Annotated in this window: 18 protein-coding genes and 1 riboswitch; of the genes, 16 read left to right on the top strand and 2 right to left on the bottom strand. The window is 45.9% G+C overall.

Annotated elements, in window-relative coordinates; genetic code table 11:
• Positions 1-24: 24 nt before the first annotated feature.
• Positions 25-579 (top strand): ClbS/DfsB family four-helix bundle protein, encoded by a 555-nt coding sequence (locus tag AC27IJ_RS13495; RefSeq protein ID WP_312446956.1) that lies wholly within the window; start codon positions 25-27, stop codon positions 577-579.
• On the opposite strand, the gene AC27IJ_RS13490 is transcribed toward AC27IJ_RS13495, so the two are convergent.
• Positions 529-1,416, bottom strand: coding sequence for a DMT family transporter (locus AC27IJ_RS13490; protein ID WP_487149316.1), 888 nt, complete (start codon positions 1,414-1,416; stop codon positions 529-531). The genes AC27IJ_RS13495 and AC27IJ_RS13490 overlap by 51 nt on opposite strands.
• A 233-nt stretch (positions 1,417-1,649) precedes the next feature.
• On the opposite strand from AC27IJ_RS13490, the gene recQ reads away from it, so the two are divergent.
• The 13 genes from recQ to AC27IJ_RS13425 all read left to right on the top strand — a co-directional run bounded on the left by recQ (position 1,650) and on the right by AC27IJ_RS13425 (position 19,074).
• Complete coding sequence (gene recQ / locus AC27IJ_RS13485) at positions 1,650-3,509, top strand: DNA helicase RecQ (protein WP_487149314.1); 1,860 nt, start codon at positions 1,650-1,652, stop codon at positions 3,507-3,509.
• Between the two features lie 268 nt (positions 3,510-3,777).
• Entirely contained in the window at positions 3,778-4,680 is a 903-nt protein-coding gene (locus AC27IJ_RS13480; RefSeq protein WP_312503831.1) for a diguanylate cyclase, read from the top strand.
• A gap of 609 nt (positions 4,681-5,289) precedes the next feature.
• A complete protein-coding gene (locus AC27IJ_RS13475; protein WP_487149312.1) occupies positions 5,290-6,459 on the top strand; it encodes an exonuclease SbcCD subunit D in 1,170 nt (389 codons plus the stop codon).
• Entirely contained in the window at positions 6,456-9,629 is a 3,174-nt protein-coding gene (locus AC27IJ_RS13470) for an AAA family ATPase (RefSeq protein ID WP_487149310.1), read from the top strand. The genes AC27IJ_RS13475 and AC27IJ_RS13470 overlap by 4 nt, the downstream gene beginning before the upstream one ends.
• 306 nt (positions 9,630-9,935) lie before the next feature.
• Positions 9,936-10,009: riboswitch (Fluoride riboswitch) on the top strand.
• 236 nt (positions 10,010-10,245) lie between these two features.
• Positions 10,246-10,869 (top strand): hypothetical protein, encoded by a 624-nt coding sequence (locus AC27IJ_RS13465; RefSeq protein WP_312446968.1) that lies wholly within the window; start codon positions 10,246-10,248, stop codon positions 10,867-10,869.
• Positions 10,870-10,890: 21 nt separating this feature from the next.
• Entirely contained in the window at positions 10,891-11,382 is a 492-nt protein-coding gene (locus AC27IJ_RS13460; protein WP_312446970.1) for a dihydrofolate reductase, read from the top strand.
• Positions 11,383-11,644: 262 nt separating this feature from the next.
• Positions 11,645-12,535, top strand: a complete 891-nt coding sequence (locus AC27IJ_RS13455) for a sulfide/dihydroorotate dehydrogenase-like FAD/NAD-binding protein (protein ID WP_312503837.1) — start codon at positions 11,645-11,647, stop codon at positions 12,533-12,535.
• A complete protein-coding gene (gene gltA, locus AC27IJ_RS13450) occupies positions 12,535-13,923 on the top strand; it encodes an NADPH-dependent glutamate synthase (RefSeq protein ID WP_312446974.1) in 1,389 nt (462 codons plus the stop codon). Before AC27IJ_RS13455 ends, gltA begins: the two co-directional genes overlap by 1 nt.
• A 133-nt stretch (positions 13,924-14,056) precedes the next feature.
• Entirely contained in the window at positions 14,057-15,439 is a 1,383-nt protein-coding gene (locus AC27IJ_RS13445; RefSeq protein ID WP_487149307.1) for an MATE family efflux transporter, read from the top strand.
• Positions 15,440-15,589: 150 nt separating this feature from the next.
• Positions 15,590-16,840 (top strand): C40 family peptidase, encoded by a 1,251-nt coding sequence (locus AC27IJ_RS13440; protein ID WP_312446978.1) that lies wholly within the window; start codon positions 15,590-15,592, stop codon positions 16,838-16,840.
• A 157-nt stretch (positions 16,841-16,997) separates the two neighbouring features.
• Positions 16,998-17,690, top strand: a complete 693-nt coding sequence (locus AC27IJ_RS13435) for an iron-sulfur cluster assembly scaffold protein (protein ID WP_312446980.1) — start codon at positions 16,998-17,000, stop codon at positions 17,688-17,690.
• 75 nt (positions 17,691-17,765) lie between these two features.
• Positions 17,766-18,776 (top strand): GGGtGRT protein, encoded by a 1,011-nt coding sequence (locus AC27IJ_RS13430; RefSeq protein ID WP_312446981.1) that lies wholly within the window; start codon positions 17,766-17,768, stop codon positions 18,774-18,776.
• Between the two features lie 106 nt (positions 18,777-18,882).
• Complete coding sequence (locus tag AC27IJ_RS13425) at positions 18,883-19,074, top strand: hypothetical protein (RefSeq protein ID WP_312446982.1); 192 nt, start codon at positions 18,883-18,885, stop codon at positions 19,072-19,074.
• A gap of 131 nt (positions 19,075-19,205) precedes the next feature.
• On the opposite strand, the gene AC27IJ_RS13420 is transcribed toward AC27IJ_RS13425, so the two are convergent.
• On the bottom strand, positions 19,206-19,841 hold the full coding sequence (locus AC27IJ_RS13420; protein WP_312446983.1) for a superoxide dismutase: 636 nt from the start codon (positions 19,839-19,841) through the stop codon (positions 19,206-19,208).
• Between the two features lie 223 nt (positions 19,842-20,064).
• On the opposite strand from AC27IJ_RS13420, the gene AC27IJ_RS13415 reads away from it, so the two are divergent.
• The gene (locus AC27IJ_RS13415) at positions 20,065-21,372 is read left to right on the top strand and encodes an O-acetylhomoserine aminocarboxypropyltransferase/cysteine synthase family protein (RefSeq protein WP_312446985.1); all 1,308 of its coding nucleotides are present in this window, start codon (positions 20,065-20,067) and stop codon (positions 21,370-21,372) included.
• A 111-nt stretch (positions 21,373-21,483) separates the two neighbouring features.
• Positions 21,484-22,392 carry a LysR family transcriptional regulator gene (locus AC27IJ_RS13410; protein WP_312446987.1) on the top strand — a complete coding sequence of 303 codons (909 nt, stop codon included), beginning with the start codon at positions 21,484-21,486 and terminating at the stop codon, positions 22,390-22,392.
• Positions 22,393-22,396 lie beyond the last annotated feature (4 nt).

Below are 22,396 nucleotides of genomic sequence, written 5' to 3'. Positions count from 1 at the left end.
TAGGAATAGGAAAGGAAGTGTCATATGATAGAATATAAAGATAAGCAGGAATTGATAGATGAAATTTCAAAACGGGCGGAGTTATTTATAGAAGAATTTTCCCATATCCGGGATGCTGACAAGGATAAGCCAATGGATGGTGTGGACAGGACACCGGCGCAAATGGTGGCATATCAATTAGGGTGGTTGAACCTCCTTCTTCGCTGGGAAGAGCAGGAGCAGCAGGGAAGTACAGTGATCACCCCTCATCCTGATTATAAATGGAATAACCTGGGTGGCTTGTATGAGAGCTTTTACAGGCAATACGAAACATGCAGTTTACAGGAATTATGTGCCATGTTTAACGAAACGGTTCAAAAGATTATGGATATGACAGAAAGTTACTCAGATTCTGAGCTTTTTCAGCCCGGAGGCAGGAGGTGGGCTGCTTCCACTCCTTCCAATTGGCCTGTCTGGAAATGGCTCCACATCAATACGGTAGCGCCTTTCCAGTCATTTAGAAGTAAAATCAGAAAATGGAAGAAGCTGTCACCGGTCTCTCTGTATGGGCGGGCTGAGGAAAAACAGCACCAGTCCTAGCAGAATCGCAGTGATTCCCACCCCCTGCTGAAAGGAGATTGCTTCATTTAAAATAAAATAAGCCAGAATACATGTGCCAATGGTTTCACCTAAAATGCTCATGGATATAACGGTTGCAGGAATCCACTTTAACAGCCAATTAAAAATAAATTGACCAAATATAGTTGATATAAGAGCTAATCCCCCAAAGGCCATCCAGGTGGCTGCGGGATAACCGGAAAAAGAACTGCGCTCCATTATGGCACAGCAGCCCAGGAATAAAGAACTGCTTAAATAACTTATGACGGAATATGGAACCGCGGATAATTCCTTTCTAATTGCCTGGCCGATAAAAAAGTAGATGCTGATAAATCCTGCCGCCAGGAATGCCAGCAGATCCCCAAACAGGGCCTGGGAGCTTATTTGAAAATCTCCCCATCCGATCAGAAAGCAGCCGGCAATGGCGATCAGGCAGCCTCCGATGGCCAATTTATGGAATCGTTCCTTTAGAAAAACAAATCCGATGGCAATAGAGAATAGGGGCTGCAGTGTTACAATAACGGTGGAGCTTGCCACCGACGTATGTCTTAATGATTCAAACCATAGCATATAATGGGCGGATAAAAGCAGTCCTGACAAAATCCCCAGTGTCCATTGCTTTTTCGACAGGGACAGCAGTTGACGCTTATTCTCCTTGCTGGTCAGTAAAAATGGCAAAAGAAGCAAAGCGGCAAAAAATAACCGGAAAAATGCCGTTATGGCGGAGGGGGCATTTGCCAGGCGCACGAAAATAGCGGAAGTGGAAAGGGAAAAGACACCGAAAAGAAGAGCCAGGTACAGTCCAATATTCGTTTTCAAGGTTATTCTCCTATGTTGTAAGATAAAATTTATAATGGAATCAAATGCATTAGTTATTATAGTATGATCATTTGGGAAAAGCCAGCTTTATTTCACAATTCCGGAAGATAGATCCCAATCCCAAAATGGTGTGCTGCTAAATTGACAACATTATGAAAGAATACCGGTGGAATATTTGAAGGTTAAATGGTATAATGGAAAAAACAAATGATAAGGAGCAGAAACAAAGTTATATGGATAAATTTCAAGCATTAAAGCACTATTTCGGCTACGACAATTTCCGGGAAGGGCAGGAAATTCTTATCGACAGCATTTTGTCCGGAAGAGACGCCCTGGGAATCATGCCCACCGGTTCAGGAAAATCCCTGTGCTTCCAGATACCGGCCCTCATGATGGAAGGAATCACACTGGTAATTTCTCCCCTGATTTCCCTCATGAAAGATCAGGTAACAACTCTCAATCAGGCAGGCATTCATGCCGCATATCTTAACAGTTCTTTGACTGCAAGTCAGTATTATAAGGCCCTGGCCTATGCGCGGGAAGGGCGATATCCCATTATTTATGTAGCACCGGAACGTCTTGTAACGGATGAATTTCTGGATTTTGCATTGAACACAAACATTTCCATGGTAGCGGTGGATGAGGCTCACTGTGTATCCCAGTGGGGACAGGATTTCAGACCCAGCTATTTAAAAATTGTGGATTTTATTGATAAGCTTCCAAAACGTCCGGTCATCAGCGCATTTACGGCCACTGCTACAAAAGAGGTCCGTGAAGACGTCATTGATATTCTAATGCTCAGGGAGCCTGCCGTAGTGTCTACGGGATATGACAGGCCCAACCTCTATCTGGGCGTCCAATCTCCCAAGGATAAGTATGCCACTTTAAAGAACTATGTGGAATGTCACCCGGATCAGTGCGGGATTATTTACTGTCTGACCAGAAAGCTGGTGGAAGAGGTATGTGAACGGCTGAATCAGGAGGGATTTTCGGCAACCAGGTATCACGCAGGGTTAAGCGATGAGGAGCGGCGGAAGAACCAGGATGACTTTATCTATGACAGAAGCCAGATTATGGTGGCGACCAATGCTTTTGGCATGGGGATCGATAAATCCAATGTTCGGTTTGTTATCCATTACAATATGCCGAAGAACCTGGAATCCTACTATCAGGAGGTGGGCAGATGCTCCAGAGATGGGGAACCGGGGGAATGCATCCTGTTATACAGCGGCCAGGATGTGATGACCAATCAGATGTTTATTGACAACAACCAGGATAATCAAGAGCTGGATTCCCTTAACCACCAGATGGTTATGGAACGGGACCGTGAACGGCTTAAGAAGATGACCTTTTATTCCTTTACCAATGAATGCCTCAGGGATTACATTCTGCGGTACTTCGGGGAGTATGGAGAGAATTACTGCGGCAATTGTTCCAACTGCTTAAGCCAGTTTGAAACAGTGGATGTGACGGATATTGCGAAGGGACTGATAGGTTGTGTGGAGTCTTGCCGGCAGCGGTATGGCGTGAATGTGATCATTGATACCGTTCATGGAGCTAATACTGCGAAAATACGGAATTATCGGATGGATCAGAATGCCTATTATGGAGTGTTGGCAAAGGTTCCTACTTACAAGCTGAGACAGGTCATGAATTATTTGATGTTAAATGAATTCCTGACAATCACAAATGACGAGTATGCTATTGTGAAACTGTCTGGGAAATCAAAGGAAGTTTTAGCGGATGGTGAGGCGATTGTCATGAAAATGGCAAAGGAACAGGAACATCCGGTGAAAGCAAAGGAAGAGAAGAAATCAAAGAGAAGCAAAATATCAGCTGCATCCGGTTCTACTCTCTCAGAATCAGATGAAGAGCTGTTTGAAACCTTACGGGCACTTCGCATGGAAATCGCCAAAGAGGAAAAGGTACCTCCTTATATTGTTTTCTCTGACAAGACATTGGTACATATGTGTATGGTAAAGCCGAAGACAAAAGAGGAAATGCTGTCGGTGTCCGGAGTGGGTGAATTTAAATATGAGAAGTATGGGGAGCGGTTTTTAACCTGTGTGAAGGAATTGAGCGGAGATTTCTGAATCTAAGAAAACCAAGGCAGATATAAAGTGCCTGGCCATAAAGACGATGGTGTGAATCTTTTACGTGATAGCTGCGAAAAGAGGCGTAATGTAGATAATCTTGCCTTGACAATATAAACGTCACAGGGTAAAATTGTAAAACAAAAGTTTTGCCAATGTACATGTCTAAATGGACGGCATCCTAATGGCTGCCGCCAGTATTTTATTAGTATTTGTACATTGGCTGTTTCTGGCCATTTTAGTTCGACGATAGCACAGGGAGATTATCATGGAAGGTGAAACTATATATAAAATACTCATTGTTGAGGACGGAAAAGTAAGCCAGAAAGTGTTGGTGGATACCTTACAAGATACATTTAATGTCAGGGTCGTCTCGACTGGAACAGAAGCAATGCGAATGGTCAAACAATTTCGTCCGCATCTAATTTTGCTTGATATCATATTACCGGATACCAACGGGTTCGATGTTCTAAAGGAACTGAAAGGAACCCAATCCACTCAGAACATTCCCATTATCGTTATCACAGGACTGGATAACGATAAGGACGAGGAGAAAGCACTGTGTTTAGGTGCGGTCGACTATGTACGGAAGCCTTTTAACAAAGTTTTGGTGAATGCACGCGTGAAAATCCATATTAAAATCGTAGAACAACTGCTTACCATCGAAAAACTTAGTTTTTATGACGCTTTGACCGGCCTTGCGAACCGCCGTAAGTTTGATTATCATATGGAATATGAATGGCAACGGGCATTTCGGAAAAAGACTACCATCGGGCTGCTGCTGCTGGATTTGGATAACTTTAAGAATTACAATGATACATATGGCCACAGGCAAGGAGATACCATGCTAAAAGCTGTGGCAGGGGTTTTGGAAAAAACTTTAAATCGGGCCGGTGACTTACCGTGCCGTTGGGGCGGTGAAGAATTTGCTGTTCTCATACCGGAAACCAGTCTGGATAAATTATCATTAATTGCGGAGAAAATACGTTCAAGCATCGAGGCTATGGAAGTGCCCAGGAATAATTCGGATGAAATTACAAGGATAACTGCCAGTATTAGTGCGATATCCGCCATCCCATATCAACGCGAACAACTGGAATCCTTCCTTGAAAGCGCCGACCGTCTCTTGTATCAAGCTAAAAAAGAAGGCAGAAACCGGATACGGTTTTAACTGTTTAACCTATGAGAAACATGAAGAGCGGTATTTAGTCTGTGTGAAGGAATCACGTTCAATTGGTTGATGATCAAACACTAGGGATTGGGAATTGAGGCTGAAAAGCGGATTAGATAAGATTGTGGATCGGCGCCTGAAACTGGATAGAATACAAGAAAAAGAATGAAAAAATGTAAACAAATGAAAAAAGGCGCTGCTTGTTCTCACAAGCGGCTGCCTTTTTTTAGAAGGGCGCAATCGAAAGGGAATCCCTTTCTGCTGCCGGAACCTCCTGTCTCTCTCTGTTCAGGGCTTTAGAATTATGGTATGATTGAAAAAAACCAGATCACAGGTACAGAGAGCAAAGGAAGGGAAAGTGGCTGGGCATTGAATGCAGGAATAAAAAAGATGAGATAACCAAATACTGGATCGCTGTTCACGGCATTCATGCAAAGAAGAAAACCTTAAAGGTGTGACCAGGGTGGAAGATTCTTATGCAAGTCGGTATTATTATATAAAACATGTACTGGTAGAATATTTTAAACATTTGAGATAAAAATGCCTGGGAGATAGCACCCTGCGGGTATACCTACATGCCCAAAAAGCATGGGCAGGAAAGAGGAAAACATGAAGATTTTTCATTTGTCTGATCTGCATATTGGAAAACAGTTAAACGGTTACAGTTTAAAGGAAAACCAGGAGGCGGTTTTAAATCAGATTGTGGATTATGGGTTGGCCCATCATCCGGATGCGATCCTGATCTGTGGTGACATTTATGATAAAACGGCACCTTCTGGGGAGGCCTACACCATGTTCGGCAATTTCCTGGAAGCCCTTTCCGGGATAAAGCCTCAGATTTCGGTACTGATCATAGCAGGAAACCACGATTCGCCGGAACGCCTGTCCTATGCTTCAGCATTTCTGGAACGGCACAATATCCCTTTATCCGTGTTTCCGCCCAGGAACCGGGAGGAGTATTTAAAAAAGGTGGTATTACGGGATGAAAACGGTCCGGTGAATTTCTATCTTCTGCCCTTTTTAAAGCCAGGATACGTAAGGCAGCTTTTTCCTGACAACCAGCCGGATGGGTACGAGAGCGCCGTAAGAACTGTTTTGGAGAGGGAAACCATTGATGCCAGAGAGCGCAACATCCTATTATCCCATCAATTCTATGCGGCAGGCAATAAGGATCCGGAAACCTGCGAATCGGAACAGGCGGTCATTATGGCGGGCGGTTTAGACCGGGTGGAGGCAGACCTTCTTTCTGCCTTTGATTACGTTGCCCTGGGGCATCTCCACGGTTCCCAAAAGGTTGGCAAGGCTTCGGTCCGTTACAGCGGGACTCCTTATAAATATTCCGTCAGCGAAGAGAACCATAAAAAATCAGTCACTGTGGTGAATATAGGAAAAAAAGGAGAGGAACCGGAATTTGAATTCCTTCCGCTCCGGGGAATCCAGGATGTAAGGCGGGAAAGAGGAACCTTGTCTGAAATCCTTAAAAGAGCCACGGAAGAAAACCGCCATGATTTTGTCAGTGTCACGCTTACTGATGAAGAGGAGCCTTACCGGGTCAGAGAACGTCTGGAAGAAGTGTTCGATCATTTGCTGGAGCTTCGGGTGGACAATGAGCGGACCAGACAAAAGCGCTTGGAAGAGGGAGAGGCGGTGCCTGTCCTTAAGCCTTTGGAGGCATTCCGGCAGTTTTACAAGGCGGTAAGGGGGGAAGAGATGACAAAGGAGGAAGAAAAGGCTATGGAGCGGATCGTGCAGGAAGCAAAGGAGGAAGAGGGATTATGAAGCCATTGCAGTTGATCATGTCGGCTTTTGGTTCCTATGGAGGAACGGAAACCGTGGATTTTGAGAAAATCAGCCACGGCATCTTCCTTATTACAGGAGATACGGGAGCAGGAAAGACCACCATTTTTGATGCCGTGTCATTTGCCTTGTTCGGGGAAACCAGCGGACAAAAGCGGGAACCCTCCATGATGCGCAGCCAGTATGCGGCAGAAGACCAGGAGACTTATGTTTCCCTAAAATTTTCTGAAAGGGGTGGGAGGTATGAAATTACAAGAAGCCCTTCCTATACAAGGATCAGCAAAAGAAGAAATAAAAACGGGGAATATTCCGCTGTTCCTGTTCCGGCAAAGGCAGCTCTACTCTTGCCTGATGGGTCAGAATATGCAGGAAGTCTCCGGGATATTAACCAGAAGATCCAGGAAATTATAGGTGTGGACCAGAACCAGTTCTCCCAAATCGCCATGATCGCCCAGGGAGATTATTTAAGGCTTCTTCATGCATCTTCCAGGGAACGGAAGGAGATATTTTCCAGGATATTTAACACCGGAATTTACAGCCGCATCCAGTTGAAGTTAAAGGAACAGAACAATTTTTTTTATGACAGCCTGGAGAATAACCGCAGGTTGTGTTTTCATGAACTGGATCATGTGGTTCTTTTGGAGGAAAGTACTTATCAGGAACCGTGGCAAGAGCTTTTGGATTTTAAGGAAACAAAGACGGAGGAGATCCAAAGCCTTTTAGGCTCCATTTTGGAAGAGATAGATAAAGAGGAACAGAAGCTTCGTGAGGAACGGGATCACAAGGGGAAGCTTCTTTCTGAAGTGGAAGTGCAGTTAAGCCTGGCTCAGGAGGTGAACCGTCTCTTTGACGGCCTTATGCAGGCAAAGGCTCATCTGGATATTCTGGAAGACCAGAAGGGGCAATGGCTGGAAATAGAGGAGCAGTTAAAGGAAGCTGCCCGGGCGGAAAAGGCAAAGAGCCCGGAAACCCAGTTTTTAGATAAAAAGAAGGAATATGAGACTGCTGTAAAGAGAACCGGTCAGCTTAAAAAGGATTTGGAAGATATGACCCTTGTCCTTGCATCTGCGGAAAAAGAGGCAAAGGCAAGCAGGGAAATCTCTGAGGCAGAAGTGCCTAAGCTGTCGGTCTTCATTGACCGGATGCAGGAGGCCATGCCGCTCTATGGCCGTTGGAAAACCATGGAAATGGCTTCCCTAAAAAAGAAACGAGAAGAAGAGGAAGCAGGAAAAGGCTTACATAGTATTGAGACAGAGCTGTCCCGGATAAAGGAACGTCTGTCTGCAAACGAAACAAGGCAGGAGCTGCTGGAAGAAGGGACAAGGAATCTTCCGGAAATAAGACAGAGGAAGGCGGTGCTCCTGGAGCGGCAGCATGCCATGGAAAGCCTTGAAACGGCGGCCAGGGCCGGGGAGGCTGCAGAAAACAGAAAAGAAGAATGCCAGAAAGCGGCATTATGTACCCAGAGAGATTATGAACAGGCTGAAATGCTTTATAATAACAGGTTCCGGGAGTTTCTGGCATTGCAGGCCGGAATTATAGCTAAGGAGCTGACCGAGGGAAAGCCATGCCCTGTCTGCGGCTCTACTGATCATCCCCGGACAGCGGAGCTGACGGATGGCGCTGTTACCCAGGAAGAAGTGGAACAGGCGAAGAAAGCCAGAAACCATGCGGAAGAACGGCGTTCACAGGCCTTCCAGGCTGCTGTCAGGGCGTTGGAAGCCTGCCGTCACTTAAAGGAGCTACTGGAGGGGGAGGAAGAAAAATGGCTTGGGACTACTTTCCCTCAGGACCAGCTGCATGCCCGCCTGTCTGATGAGAGAGAACGGACCGGCACGCTTCTGGGAGAGGCGGAGAAGGAAGAGCAGGAAGCTTTGGAATTGGACCGCCTGCTAAAGGAGCTCCTGGAGGAAAGGAAAGCGGACCGGGGGAGACTTGAGGAGTTGGAACTTAAAAAAGAAGCGGCCATGAAGGTCTGGCAGGAGAAACAGCTGGATAGGGCAGCTGCTTTCGCAGAGGCAGATCATATAAAGAAGCTTCTTCCATACCCTGAGGAAGAGGAGGCCATGGGAATGCTGGCAAACTCTAAAAAGAGGAAGGAAGAGCTATTAAGAGCAGAGGAACGGGCGGATAAACGGCTCCGGGAGATTATAGAAAAGGAAAAAGAAGGAAAAGGACGTCTGGCCTCAGAAGAGGAAAATAAAGAGATACGAAGGCTTGCATTAGAGCAGGCATATGCCGCCTATCAGTCCGCATTGGAGGTGCTGGGATTTGCCGGAGAAGAGGATTACCACAAGGCAAAGCAGGCGCCGGAAACCGTAAGGCGGTGGGAACAGGAAACCGGGAATTATGAAAAGGAGCTGTTAAAGGCCCGCACCGTTTGCAGCCAGTATAAGGAGCAGACAAAGGGGCGTGAAAGGATAGAAACGATACAATGGAAGGAACAGGCGGAAGCTCTTAAGGAGGAACAGAGGCAGATGCAGACCAGGGAGGCAAAGGTCACAGCCATTGGCAGCCGGGCTATTCAGGCTGCGGAAAATCTGGGCAGGCTGTGGGAGGAGAGAGAACAGCTGGAAGAGAAATACCGGCTGTATCATACCCTGTTTCAGGCTGCCAACGGGAAAATGGCAGGTACCGTTAGCCTGGATTTTCAGACCTATGTCCAGAGGCAGTATTTTAGCCAGATGATCCATGCGGCAAACAAACGGCTGGATGTCATGACAGACGGACAGTTTCTGCTTCAGTGCAGGGATATAGATACCCTTGGAAAGCAGGGGGAGGTTGGCCTGGATCTTGATGTATACAGTATGGCAACGGATAAGGTGCGGGATGTTAAAACCCTTTCCGGTGGAGAATCCTTTATGGCAGCTCTGGCCATGGCCCTTGGCATGACGGATATCATCCAGCGCACTGCAGGGAATGTGAGTATGGATGCGCTTTTCATTGATGAAGGCTTTGGTTCTCTGGATGAGGAATCCAGGCTGAAGGCAGTCCGTATCCTTCAGGAGCTTGCCGGAGGACACAGGCTGATCGGGATCATTTCCCATGTGACAGAATTAAAGGAACAGATCGGAAAGAAGCTGGTGGTAAAAAAGACGGAAAAGGGAAGCAGGATTTTGTGGGACATGGATGCCCTTCCCGGCGGTGTGTGACAGGAGGTTAGGGGGAGGTTCCATATGAGCAGCTCAAGATAGAGCCACGAAAATTTTTAATAGAAGCGGTGGTCTTGTTAAGTGTCCTGAATTAAAAGCATCTGGCAAGCCCTATAGCTCACTAGCCATTTTAATAGTCGCTGTTTCAGAAAAGAATGATAAAATGAAGATATCATTATGGATAATAATGGTACTACAATATTGGTAGTTAAAGGATCATTTTTTAGGCTAACAGGATAATTCCAAAGAAGCAATTCCAATGGGACAATTAAAACTTTGACAGGAAAAGAGAAACCTGTATAATAAATTTGAAATGGGAATGAAGCGCTCCCTTGATAGGAATATCAAAACCGCAATTTGCTGATGGCTTCTGTATATTTAATTTGAATATGCAGAAACTATCAGCTGGTTTTCGGCTATTCCTATATGCCATATTTTTTTGTGGTTTGCAGCATTGCGTATATATTTAATGGAAACAAATCCATTTATACAGCTCAAAAGAAATTGTACAACATAAGACTTCTTAACAAATAAATCAATGGATGAAACGGGTATTTTGCTCTATAATGAATAGAGCCATGAAACAAGGATTAACACAAACAGAAAGGAAGATACCATGTTAAACTGCGAAAGAACCAGTGTCATGAACATAGAAAATGCCATCAGGGGCGCAAGAAATCCCATGAACAGCTGGAACCGGATGGACAGCGAATATAATGAGGAGGGAGAATACATCCTTGGACCCAATGACCTTGGCCTTGCAAAACGGCTGAGAAAAGCAGGAGGCGACCACCGCAAATACATCCGGCAGATCTTGGTGTCTGTAGATATTACGGCCCCTCTTTACTGGTGGAAAGAATACGATACCTACAAAGTTGCCACCGTGGCCAATTCTACCAGCACCATGCACAAGATTCACAGCAAGTCTTTTGAGCTGGAAGATTTCAGCCATGACCGTATGACGGAGGGGACGCTGGCTTTTATGGAAACCGTGGTGGCTGAATTGGAAAAGATCCGTCTCCGTTACATAGAGACTAAGAAAAAAGAGGACTGGTATGATTTAATCCAGCTCCTTCCCTCCAGCTACAACCAGATGAGGACATGCACATTAAACTACGAAACCCTGATCAATATATATTTTGCAAGGCGCAGCCACAAGCTGGAAGAATGGCATGCCTTCTGCCGGTGGATTGAAACTCTTCCTTATGCAAAAGAACTGATCATTGGGGAAGAAGAATAAAGGAAAAGGAGGGGTTGACCTATGAACATTGTTGTTGCAGTGGATAAAAACTGGTCTATCGGCAATCAGGGCCAGCTTCTTGTTTCCATCCCAGAGGATAAAAAGCTTTTTCGGGAGGAAACTTTGGGTAAGGTGATCGTCATGGGACGAAAGACACTTGAGAGCCTTCCCGGAAAGCAGCCGCTCTATGGAAGAACCAACATCGTATTGACCAGAAACCCGGATTACAAAGTAAAGGGAGCAGTTGTCTGCCACAGCCTTTCAGAGGTCCTGGAAGAACTTGGAAAATATCCTGAGGAAGATTGTTTTATCATAGGAGGACAAAGCATTTATGAGCAGTTCCTCCCATATTGTAATACGGCCCATGTGACTTATATCGACTATATGTACAGTGCCGATACCCATTTTCCCAATCTGGACCAGGATCCATCATGGGAAATGGCGGCGGAAAGCGATGAACAGACCTATTTTGATTTATGCTATACTTACCGCATGTATCAGAGGAAAGGTTAAAATTCAGGCGTTTTTCGGCCATTTGCTTGTGAATCAACTGGATATACAAGCTTATCCAGTTGATTCATCAGGATACAAGATCTGGCAAAAAACAGGCAAAATTCGCCTGTATCTATAAAATTTTATTGATATTTTTTTAAAAAATGTTGTCAGTACCCATTAAAAATGGTAGTATGATACGAGTACTATTTCACCTGATCGTTGGGGAAGGCAATCAGGAAAGGTGTACAGGTATATTCACGAAGACATTAGGAGGATGAAGATGTATAAGATTTTAAAAGCAGAGATGTTAGCTGACAAGATCTATCTGATGGATGTGGAAGCACCTCGGATTGCCAAAGCCTGCCAGCCCGGAGAATTTGTTATTGTCAAGATGGATGACAGAGGAGAGAGAATTCCCCTGACCATCTGTGATTATGATCGTGAGAAGGGAAGCATTTCCATTGTATTCCAGACAGTAGGCGCAAGCACAGAAAAGATGGGTGGATTAAAGACAGGCGACAGCTTTGAAGACGTGGTGGGGCCTCTGGGCAATGCGTCCGAATTTGTGCACGATGACATAGAAGAACTGAAGAAAAAGAAATATTTATTTGTAGCCGGAGGGGTTGGAACAGCTCCTGTTTATCCTCAGGTAAGATGGATGAAAGAGCACGGCATAGACGTGGATGTCATCATGGGGGCAAAGACCAAGGACTTATTGATTTTGGAAGATGCTATGAGAGAGCAGGCCGGAAATTTATATGTAACCACGGATGACGGCTCTTATGAAAGAAAGGGCCTGGTAACTGAGGTAATTAAGGACCTGGTTCAGAACCAGGGAAAGAAATACGATGTGTGCGTAGCCATCGGACCGATGATCATGATGAAGTTCACCTGCCTTGTGACCAAGGAGCTGGGTATTCCTACCGTTGTCAGCTTAAACCCAGTCATGGTAGACGGAACCGGCATGTGCGGCGCCTGCCGTGTCACGGTCGGCGGTGAAGTGAAATTTGCCTGTGTGGACGGACCGGAGTTTGACGGCCATCTGGTTAATTTTGATGAGGCCATGAAGCGCCAGACGATGTACAAATCAGAAGAAGGGCGCGCGGTTTTAAAAGATCGTGAAGGCGATACTCATCACGGCGGCTGCGGATTGTGTGGAGGTAACGAGTAATGGATGTATTAAAGAAAGTACCAGTAAGAGAACAAGACCCAAAGGTAAGAGCGACGAACTTTGAAGAGGTTTGTCTTGGATATAATGAGGAAGAGGCAAAAGTGGAAGCCAGCCGCTGCATTAATTGCAAAAACCCGAAATGCGTAGCAGGCTGCCCGGTATCCATTAATATTCCCGGCTTTATTAAGGAAGTGGAAAATGGAAACCACGAGGAAGCTGCCAAGATTATTGCCCAGTCCTCTGCACTTCCTGCTGTCTGCGGCCGGGTATGTCCACAGGAGAGCCAGTGCGAAGGCAAGTGCATCCGCGGAATCAAGGGAGAACCCATTTCCATCGGAAAGCTGGAGCGTTTTGTGGCTGATTGGTCCAGAGAGCACGGTTTCGTACCGGCTGCCCCGGAAAAGACCAATGGCAAGAAGGTGGCAGTCATCGGTTCCGGTCCTTCTGGTTTAACCTGTGCCGGCGACCTGGCTAAAATGGGCTATGAGGTTACTATCTTTGAAGCTCTTCATGAGCCGGGCGGCGTATTGACCTACGGCATTCCGGAATTCCGTCTTCCAAAAGAAGGGGTAGTTCAGCCGGAGATTGACAACGTAAGAAAACTTGGCGTTAAGATTGAAACCAATGTGATAATCGGTAAGTCCGTGACCATTGATGAGCTTTTGGATGAAGAAGGATTCCAGGCCGTGTTCATCGGTTCCGGAGCAGGTCTTCCCATGTTCATGGGAATTCCCGGAGAAAATGCAAACGGTGTATTTTCTGCCAACGAATATTTAACCAGAAGCAACCTGATGAAGGCATTCCGCAGTGATTACGATACACCTATCGTAGCGGGCAATAAGGTTGCAGTGGTAGGCGGCGGAAACGTTGCTATGGATGCGGCCAGGACAGCCCTTCGTCTTGGTGCAGAGGTACACGTTGTATATAGAAGAAGTGAGGCAGAGCTACCTGCAAGAGTGGAAGAGGTTCATCACGCGAAGGAAGAAGGAATCATTTTTGACCTTTTGTCCAACCCATTAGAGATCCTCACCGATGAAAAGGGCTGGGTAAACGGAATGAAATGCATCAGAATGGAGCTTGGCGAGCCGGATGCTTCCGGCAGAAGAAGACCTGTGGAAATAGAAGGATCTGAATTCATCATTGATGTGGATACCGTTATCATGTCCCTGGGTACTTCACCTAACCCACTGATTTCAAATACAACAAAAGGACTGGATATCAATAGGCGCAAATGTATCATTGCTGAGGAATCTACAGGAAAGACCAGCAAGGAAGGCGTTTATGCAGGAGGAGATGCGGTAACAGGTGCCGCAACCGTTATTCTGGCTATGGAAGCCGGACGGGCTGGAGCAAGAGGGATTGATGAATACCTTTCTTCCCAGGAATAATCCAGATATTCAAATATCCGCAGCATTCGCCGGTGCAGGAATGCAACCATTCCTGCGCCGGATTCAAAGCCTGCAGAAATAAAGGGCCGCCATTTCACTGGCGGCCCTTTTGAAAGGTCGTGACACATATTTTATGAATAAGAAAATTGATTTATTAAAAGGACATATTTTTACATCGCTGACCGGTCTGGCCCTTCCTATTATGGTCACGGCCCTGGTTCAGATGGCCTATAATCTGACAGATATGGCCTGGATTGGGTTTGTCGGTTCTCCTGCTGTTGCGGCGGTCGGCGCAGGGGGCATGTACGTCTGGCTTTCCCAGGGCGTTGTCGCTCTGGCTAAAATGGGCGGGCAGGTAAAGGTAGCCCATTCTCTTGGAAAGGGCAACAGGGAGGAAGCGGCAATCTATGCTTCCGGATCGATTCAGATGGGACTTTTGTTTGCACTGCTGTATGGGGTGGTGTCATTTTTCGGGGCAAGGTCTTTGATCGGTTTTTTCGGGCTGAACGATGCTTCCATTGCCCAAGATGCCCAGGTTTATTTAAAGATCACCTGTGGGCTGATTGTATTTTCCTTTATGAATACGATTATTACCGGGATCATGACAGCTATGGGGGACAGCAGAACACCGCTGTTTGCTAACTTCATCGGCCTGGTTTTGAATATGGTACTGGATCCTGTCCTGATCTTTGGGGTAGGTCCTCTGAAAGGCTCAGGAGTGGCGGGGGCGGCCATTGCTACAGTCATGGCCCAGGCAGTAGTTACCGCAGTATTCCTCATAGCCATACGAAAGGACCAGGTGGTGTTTGATAAGGTGAAGGTGCTTTGTAAGGTTCCCTGGGATTATATGAAGGCTATGATCCGGATTGGTTTCCCTGCTTCTGTTCAGAACCTTATCTATACCAGCATTTCCATGATCCTGACCCGGTTTGTGACCGGTTTTGGAGATACTGCTGTGGCTGTGCTCCGGGTGGGCGGCCAGATCGAATCAATATCATGGATGACGGCAGATGGATTTGCAGCAGCCATTAATTCTTTTGTGGGGCAAAATTATGGAGCCGGACAGTATGGAAGAGTGAAAAAGGGCTATTTTACGGCAATCGGAGTTATGTTTGTATGGGGATTGTTCTGCACGGTTCTTCTGGTCGGTCTTCCGGAGCATATATTCGGATTGTTCATCCATGAACCGGAGGTCATTCCCATGGGAGTGCGATATCTGGTGATCCTGGGCGTTTGCCAGATGTTCATGTGCATTGAACTGACAACAGTAGGGGCCCTCTCCGGCCTTGGCAGGACCCTTCTCTGCTCGGTCATCAGCGTTGTGTTTACTTCCGCAAGGATACCTCTTGCCATGGTTTTAAGCAGCACGGCCCTTGGGCTGGACGGAGTCTGGTGGGCGTTCTCCATTTCAAGCATCATCAAAGGAATTTTATTCTTTCTCTCTTTCCTTATCGTGTCACGAAAACTGCCCGGAGATAATCACCTGGCCCGTATGGAAGCCAATAATGATCTGTGAACGATGAGGGAATGAAAGTGAGTGAGGGTTGATAAGGCGAAAAATCCAATTATTACATAAATATATCAAAAATTAACAATTTAGGACTTGAATTTTACCCAGGTTATACGTTAACATATAAGGTAGAAAAAAGGGGAAAAGGAACTGACGATGAAACGAAAAATACAGAATATGTATGAAAGTAACAGGAGAATGCTTAAAAGGCTTCTCTGCGGCCTGTTGGTAAGTGCAATGGTCTGCGGCCAGACTGTTCCCGCCTGGGCCACGTCAAAAGCGGAAAAAGAAAAACAGGAAGCGCAAAAAAAGCTGGAAGAGGCAAATAAAAAAGCCCAGGATGCAGAAGGCAAAAAAAGCGCTGCCCAGAATCAGGTGTCCAAGCTGACATCTGATCTGACTGCTCTTTTGTCTGATATCAAGGTTCTGGAAACTGATATGGCCAACAAGGAAGCAGAGATCAAGCAGGCAGAGCTGGACTATGCAGCGGCTAAGAAAGATGAAGAAAAGCAGTATGCTTCCATGAAAAAGAGAATCCAGTACATGTACGAGAAGGGAGATACGGAATACCTGGATATTTTCCTTCAGGTGAAGAACATGTCTGATCTTCTTAATAAGGCGGAATACGTAGAAGGAATTTATACATATGACCGGGATATGCTGATCACCTACCAGGAGACAAAGCAGAAAGTGGCCGATTATAAGTCAAACCTGGAAGAGGACAAGGCTGAGATGGAGGTCATGGAACTGGAGTACAAGGAACAGCAGTCCGCGCTTGAGACGCTGATCTCCACGAAGAAAAAGGAAGTTTCTAATTTCGACAGCCAGCTTGCACAGGCCAAGCAGGATGCGGCTGTTTTTGCCCAGACGGTAGCAAAGAAGAATGAGGAGATCCGCAAGGCGAAAGAAGAGGAGGCCAGAAAGAAGGCAGCCGAAGAAGCCAGGAAAAAGGCGGAGGAAGAGGCCAGAAAGAAGGCGGCGGCAAACACCAGCTCAAAGCCCAAGTCATCCAATGCCAACAACAAGTATACCGGTCCGACTGCCGCCAAGAGCAACGGCGGAACAGCGGAAGGCCGTGCGGTTGCAGATTACGGACTTCAGTTTGTGGGGAATCCCTATGTATTTGGAGGAACCAGCTTAACCAGTGGTGCAGACTGCTCCGGGTTTGTTCTGTCTATTTACAAGCATTTCGGTTACTCCCTTCCAAGAAGCTCTTCGGAGCAGCGCTCCGCAGGCCGTGAGGTATCCTATTCCGAGGCCCAGCCTGGAGACCTTATCTGCTATGCAGGCCATATAGGGATTTATATCGGCAATGGACAAATTGTTCATGCAAGTTCCCCGGCAACAGGAATCAAAGTAGGGACTGCCACCTACCGGACGATTCTTTCTGTCAGAAGAATTGTATAGGGAATCAGGAAAACAGGGGGGATCCGCGTATCCCCCCTGTTTCCTTAAATAATGCTTGCGGAATTCGACATTATATGAGAAAATGTAATCAAGTATGATGTGATATATTTAACAAAGTACTGTTCACAATTATTACTTATTCGAAAGGAGTTTTAACATGATTTATTCACAGGAAGTAGAAGAGATGTGCATAGTGGCACAGGGCGTTCATCACGGCGCTGCTCCAATCCCGGAAGAAGCAAAATGGGTGAAATCCAGAGAAGTTAAAGATATCTCCGGTCTGACACATGGCGTTGGCTGGTGTGCTCCTCAGCAGGGTGCATGTAAGCTGACTCTTAACGTAAAAGAGGGTATTATCCAGGAAGCATTAATAGAGACTATCGGCTGCTCCGGTATGACACATTCCGCTGCTATGGCAGCAGAGATTCTGCCAGGACTGACCGTTTTAGAAGCATTAAATACAGACCTTGTTTGTGACGCTATCAACACCGCTATGAGAGAATTATTCTTACAGATCGCATACGGCAGAACACAGAGTGCATTTTCTGAGGATGGACTTCCTGTAGGTGCAGGACTGGAAGACTTAGGAAAGGGTCTCCGTTCTCAGGTTGGTACCATGTACGGAACATTAAAGAAAGGTCCTCGTTACTTAGAGATGGCAGAAGGCTATGTAACCGGTATCGCTCTGGATGAAGAAGATCAGATCATTGGCTATCAGTTCGTAAGCCTTGGAAAGATGACTGACTTTATCAAAAAGGGTGATGACCCGACGACTGCTTGGGAAAAGGCAAAAGGACAGTACGGACGCGTTGCCGAAGCTGCTAAGATCATTGACCCAAGACATGAATAATCGGATTGGCAAAAGCCTGTCGGTTATCGGTTATCAAAGCGAAGATATTTGGTCAATAATAAGGAGGACAAGATAATGGCATTATTTGAATCATATGAGAGAAGAATTGACAAAATCAATTCTGTATTAAACAGCTATGGCATTGCTTCTATTGAAGAAGCTGAAAAGATTACAAAAGATGCAGGTCTGGATGTATACGAGCAGGTGAAGAAGATCCAGCCGATCTGCTTTGAAAATGCCTGTTGGGCTTACATCGTTGGCGCAGCTATTGCAATCAAGAAAGACTGCAGAAAAGCGGCAGACGCAGCAGCAGCGATTGGAGAAGGCCTTCAGGCTTTCTGTATTCCAGGTTCCGTTGCCGACCAGCGTAAAGTAGGTCTGGGACACGGTAATTTAGGAAAGATGCTTCTGGAAGAAGAGACAGAGTGCTTCTGCTTTTTAGCAGGTCATGAGTCCTTTGCAGCGGCAGAAGGCGCAATTGGTATTGCTGAGAAGGCAAACAAGGTTCGCCAGAATCCATTAAGAGTTATTTTAAATGGTTTAGGAAAAGATGCGGCTCAGGTCATTTCCAGAATCAACGGATTTACATATGTAGAAACAGAGATGGATTATTACACAGGCGAAGTAAAAGAGCTTTGGAGAAAGTCCTACTCAGAAGGCTTAAGAGCAAAAGTTAACTGCTACGGCGCAAACGATGTAACAGAAGGTGTTGCAGTTATGTGGAAGGAAGGCGTTGACGTTTCCATCACAGGAAACTCCACCAACCCAACCAGATTCCAGCATCCGGTAGCAGGAACCTATAAGAAAGAATGTTCAGAGAAGGGCAAGAAGTACTTCTCCGTAGCATCCGGCGGCGGTACAGGACGTACCCTTCATCCGGATAACATGGGAGCAGGTCCAGCTTCCTACGGTATGACTGATACCATGGGACGTATGCACTCTGATGCTCAGTTCGCAGGCTCTTCTTCCGTTCCGGCTCACGTGGAAATGATGGGTCTGATCGGTATGGGTAATAATCCTATGGTCGGAGCTACCGTAGCTGTGGCTGTAGGGATCGAGGAAAGTGCAAGAGAAGGTAAATTCTAAGGAAAGCCTTGATCTGTCAAGGGATTTTACATTAGAAAAGGAAAGAGGAGTCGCTTTGCCGGTTCCTCTTTTTGATTATTAGAATGTCCGGTCAGGAGGAAGTTATATGACCAATGAAGGAATTTTAGAAATCGCAATGCGCCAGTCTGCAATTGATGCCAACTGCCAGGCCGGTGGTGCATTGACCAGCCGCCTGGCTTTGGAGGTTTTAGACAGGGGTAAGGTTCCGTTTAACGGTACGGCCTGGATTGAGTTAACCGCCAAAAGCCAGGATTTTGTCGCAGAAATGAACCAGTAATTATTTTATGGGAAATAGAATCTCTGAGGATAAATGAAAACCTTCAAACAGACAATCTCAAAAATCATCGGTTTGAAGGTTTTAATACAGCAATTGAAAATGTTTGAATTTTATAATCCGGCCCGTCAATATTAAGATGTAGCGTTGACGCATGCTTTGTAACGATCGTCCGCTGCCTCCCAGCTTACCACATGGAACCAGTCTTCTATGTACGCGGCCCTGTCGTTGAACCGCTTCAAAAAATAGGCATGCTCCCAGCAGTCGATGCATGCAATGACACAAAGGCCATCTGAGATAGGAGAATTCTGGTTTGGTGTTGTTACGATTTTCAGCACGCCGTTGGAATCCACCACCAGCCATGCATATCCGGATCCAAATATAGCCAGTGCATACCTTTTGAATTCATCAAAAAACTGTTCCACCGTTCCAAAGTATTGTATAATGGCAGGATACAATACTTCAGCCTGGGTCCTTGTCATGGAATTGGTCATCCCAAAGAAATAGATGGTGTGATTATAAACTCCTCCAGCATTATTAATGATGCCCTGACGGACCTCCGAAGGAAGGCTTTCCGTGTTTGAAAGCAGCTCCTCCAAAGACTTGTTTTGCAGCTGGGGATAATTCGCCAGGATCCCGTTAAGATTCGCCACATACCGTTGCTGCAGCCTGTCGTGGTGCAGGTACATGGTTTGCGTGTCTATGTAGGGTTCCAGTGCATCATATGGATACGGCAGCGGCAGGTTCACAAAGGGATAATGTTCATTCATAGGTTATTGTCCTCATTATTATTTGTATATGTATATTCAAAACTCATGGATATATGATGGATAAGCAGGAAGCTTGGAACAGAAGTCTATACTGACTTTGTTATAGGTTTTTCCTATAACCAGGTCATAATTCTATCTATTAACACTTAGGCATGAAACAAGGTATAATACCTACTAAGAAGATATGAATAAATAAACATAAAATATTTGGGAGGAAATTCATATGGCTAAGAAGACGAGAGCTGAGAGAAGTTTAAAGTTTGAAACATTACAATTACATGTTGGGCAGGAACAGGCGGATCCGGTCACTGATGCAAGAGCAGTTCCTATTTACCAGACATCTTCCTATGTGTTCCATAACAGCGATCATGCTGCGGCAAGATTCAACTTATCTGATGCAGGCAATATTTATGGAAGGCTGACAAACCCTACTCAGGACGTCTTCGAGCGCAGGATCGCAGCCCTGGAAGGCGGAGTAGCAGCCCTGGCAGTTGCGTCCGGCGCGGCTGCAGTTACCTATTCCATTGAAAATATTGCAAAAAACGGGGATCATATCGTAGCGGCCAAGAATATCTATGGCGGCACCTATAATCTGCTGGAACATACCCTGCCTGAATACGGCATTGAAACGACCTTTGTGGATCCCTTTGATTACGAAGCCTTTGATAAAGCCATTCAGGAGAATACAAAGCTGGTATTCATTGAGACGCTGGGCAATCCTAATTCCGACGTGGTTGATATTGAAAAGCTGGCTGGCATCGCACATGCACATAAAATCCCGCTGATTGTGGACAATACCTTTGCAACCCCTTATCTGGTGAGGCCCATTGAATACGGAGCTGATATTGTGGTCCATTCCGCCACAAAATATATCGGGGGCCATGGCACTTCCATTGGCGGCGTCATCATTGACAGCGGAACCTTTGATTGGGAGGCTTCCGGAAAATTCTCTTCCCTTACGGAGCCGAACCCAAGCTACCATGGAATCAGCTTTACCAAGGCAGTAGGAGCGGCCGCTTATGTAACAAAGATCCGCGCCATATTACTCCGTGATACAGGAGCAGCCCTTTCACCCTTCCATGCGTTTTTATTCCTCCAGGGCTTAGAAACCTTATCCCTTCGTGTAGAACGCCATGTGGAGAATGCACTGAAGGTGGCCCGGTATTTAAAGGATCATCCTCAGGTGGAGAAGGTGCACCATCCTTCCGTTTCAGAAGATCCGGAGCAGCAGGAATTATACGGCAAATATTTCCCAAATGGCGGAAGCTCCATATTTACTTTTGAAATCAAGGGAGATGCCAGGAAAGCAAAAGACTTTATTGACCAGCTGGAATTATTCTCTCTGTTAGCCAACGTAGCGGATGTAAAATCCTTAGTCATTCATCCGGCGTCCACGACCCATTCCCAGATGTCGGAAGAGGAATTGGAAGACACAGGAATCAAACAGAACACCATACGGTTATCCATCGGAACAGAACATGCGGCTGATATCATAGAAGATTTAGAAGAAGCATTTAAGGCGGTTCAATAGCCGTCAGGTCAAAAGGGCCAATAACAGGCTGCCATACTCCTATGGCAGCCCTTTGAGCGCTAAACCCAGGGAATACTATTCGGGTATACCTTTATGAGGAAAGGAGAAACCATGACATTACAGCAGCTTCGCTATGCTATATGCATTGCAAATCAAAAATCCATGAACAAGGCGGCTGCCGAGCTGTTTATCACGCAGCCCAGCCTGTCAAGCACCATCCGGGATCTGGAAGAAGAGATCGGCTTAAAGCTGTTTCTGCGCTCAAACCGGGGAATCGTGATCACCCCGGAAGGAGAGGAGTTCCTTGGATACGCCAGACAGATGCTGGAGCAGTACCGCCAGATGGAAGAGCGGTTCGTAAAGAAGGAAAAATTCAAAAAGAAATTCAGTGTATCCATGCAGCATTACACCTTTGCCGTCCAGGCCTTCATCCATATGGCAAAAGAATTCGGTATGGATGATTACGAGTTCGCCGTCCATGAGACCAAAACCTTTGAGGTCATTGAAAATGTAAGGAACCAGAAAAGTGAATTAGGGATCCTGTACTTAAATGATTTTAACCAGAAAGCTATTGAAAAGATCCTTTACGATAATGAGCTGGAGTTTGTGGAATTATTTCAGTGCGGAATTTATGTTTTTCTGTGGAAGGGCAATCCACTGGCAGAAAAAGAGCGGATTGAATTTGAAGATTTAAAGAATTACCCCTGCCTGTCCTTTGAGCAGGGAAACAATAATTCTTTTTATCTGGCGGAGGAAGTGTTCAGCACTTATGAATATAAGCAGATCATAAAGGCAGATGACAGAGCCACGCTTTTAAATCTTATGGTAGGATTAAACGGCTATACCCTGTGTTCCGGGATTATCTGTGAAGATTTAAACGGAAATGAATACAGGGCAATTCCTCTTAATACCGATGATAAAATGAGGATCGGTTATATAAAAAAGAGGAAAATGCCCTTAAGTATCCTTGGCGAACAATATATTGCGGAACTGAAAAAGTATGAAAATGAAGTGCTCTGATGAG

It is taken from the genome of Lacrimispora sp. YZC11, assembly GCF_057543815.1.
Note: the sequence above shows the minus strand (reverse complement) of the source record. Positions and strands in the feature narration are given on the sequence as shown.

Excerpts from the sequence above, each read along its gene's own strand:
- AC27IJ_RS13410 (WP_312446987.1), top strand. The coding sequence starts at position 21,484 with ATGACATTACAGCAGCTTCGCTATGCTATATGCATTGCAAATCAAAAA.
- AC27IJ_RS13465 (WP_312446968.1), top strand. The coding sequence starts at position 10,246 with ATGTTAAACTGCGAAAGAACCAGTGTCATGAACATAGAAAATGCCATC.
- AC27IJ_RS13470 (WP_487149310.1), top strand. The coding sequence starts at position 6,456 with ATGAAGCCATTGCAGTTGATCATGTCGGCTTTTGGTTCCTATGGAGGA.
- AC27IJ_RS13480 (WP_312503831.1), top strand. The coding sequence starts at position 3,778 with ATGGAAGGTGAAACTATATATAAAATACTCATTGTTGAGGACGGAAAA.
- AC27IJ_RS13445 (WP_487149307.1), top strand. The coding sequence starts at position 14,057 with ATGAATAAGAAAATTGATTTATTAAAAGGACATATTTTTACATCGCTG.
- AC27IJ_RS13415 (WP_312446985.1), top strand. The coding sequence starts at position 20,065 with ATGGCTAAGAAGACGAGAGCTGAGAGAAGTTTAAAGTTTGAAACATTA.
- AC27IJ_RS13440 (WP_312446978.1), top strand. The coding sequence starts at position 15,590 with ATGAAACGAAAAATACAGAATATGTATGAAAGTAACAGGAGAATGCTT.
- AC27IJ_RS13455 (WP_312503837.1), top strand. The coding sequence starts at position 11,645 with ATGTATAAGATTTTAAAAGCAGAGATGTTAGCTGACAAGATCTATCTG.
- AC27IJ_RS13435 (WP_312446980.1), top strand. The coding sequence starts at position 16,998 with ATGATTTATTCACAGGAAGTAGAAGAGATGTGCATAGTGGCACAGGGC.
- recQ (WP_487149314.1), top strand. The coding sequence starts at position 1,650 with ATGGATAAATTTCAAGCATTAAAGCACTATTTCGGCTACGACAATTTC.
- AC27IJ_RS13495 (WP_312446956.1), top strand. The coding sequence starts at position 25 with ATGATAGAATATAAAGATAAGCAGGAATTGATAGATGAAATTTCAAAA.
- AC27IJ_RS13430 (WP_312446981.1), top strand. The coding sequence starts at position 17,766 with ATGGCATTATTTGAATCATATGAGAGAAGAATTGACAAAATCAATTCT.
- gltA (WP_312446974.1), top strand. The coding sequence starts at position 12,535 with ATGGATGTATTAAAGAAAGTACCAGTAAGAGAACAAGACCCAAAGGTA.
- AC27IJ_RS13475 (WP_487149312.1), top strand. The coding sequence starts at position 5,290 with ATGAAGATTTTTCATTTGTCTGATCTGCATATTGGAAAACAGTTAAAC.
- AC27IJ_RS13425 (WP_312446982.1), top strand. The coding sequence starts at position 18,883 with ATGACCAATGAAGGAATTTTAGAAATCGCAATGCGCCAGTCTGCAATT.
- AC27IJ_RS13460 (WP_312446970.1), top strand. The coding sequence starts at position 10,891 with ATGAACATTGTTGTTGCAGTGGATAAAAACTGGTCTATCGGCAATCAG.
- AC27IJ_RS13420 (WP_312446983.1), bottom strand. The coding sequence starts at position 19,841 with ATGAATGAACATTATCCCTTTGTGAACCTGCCGCTGCCGTATCCATAT.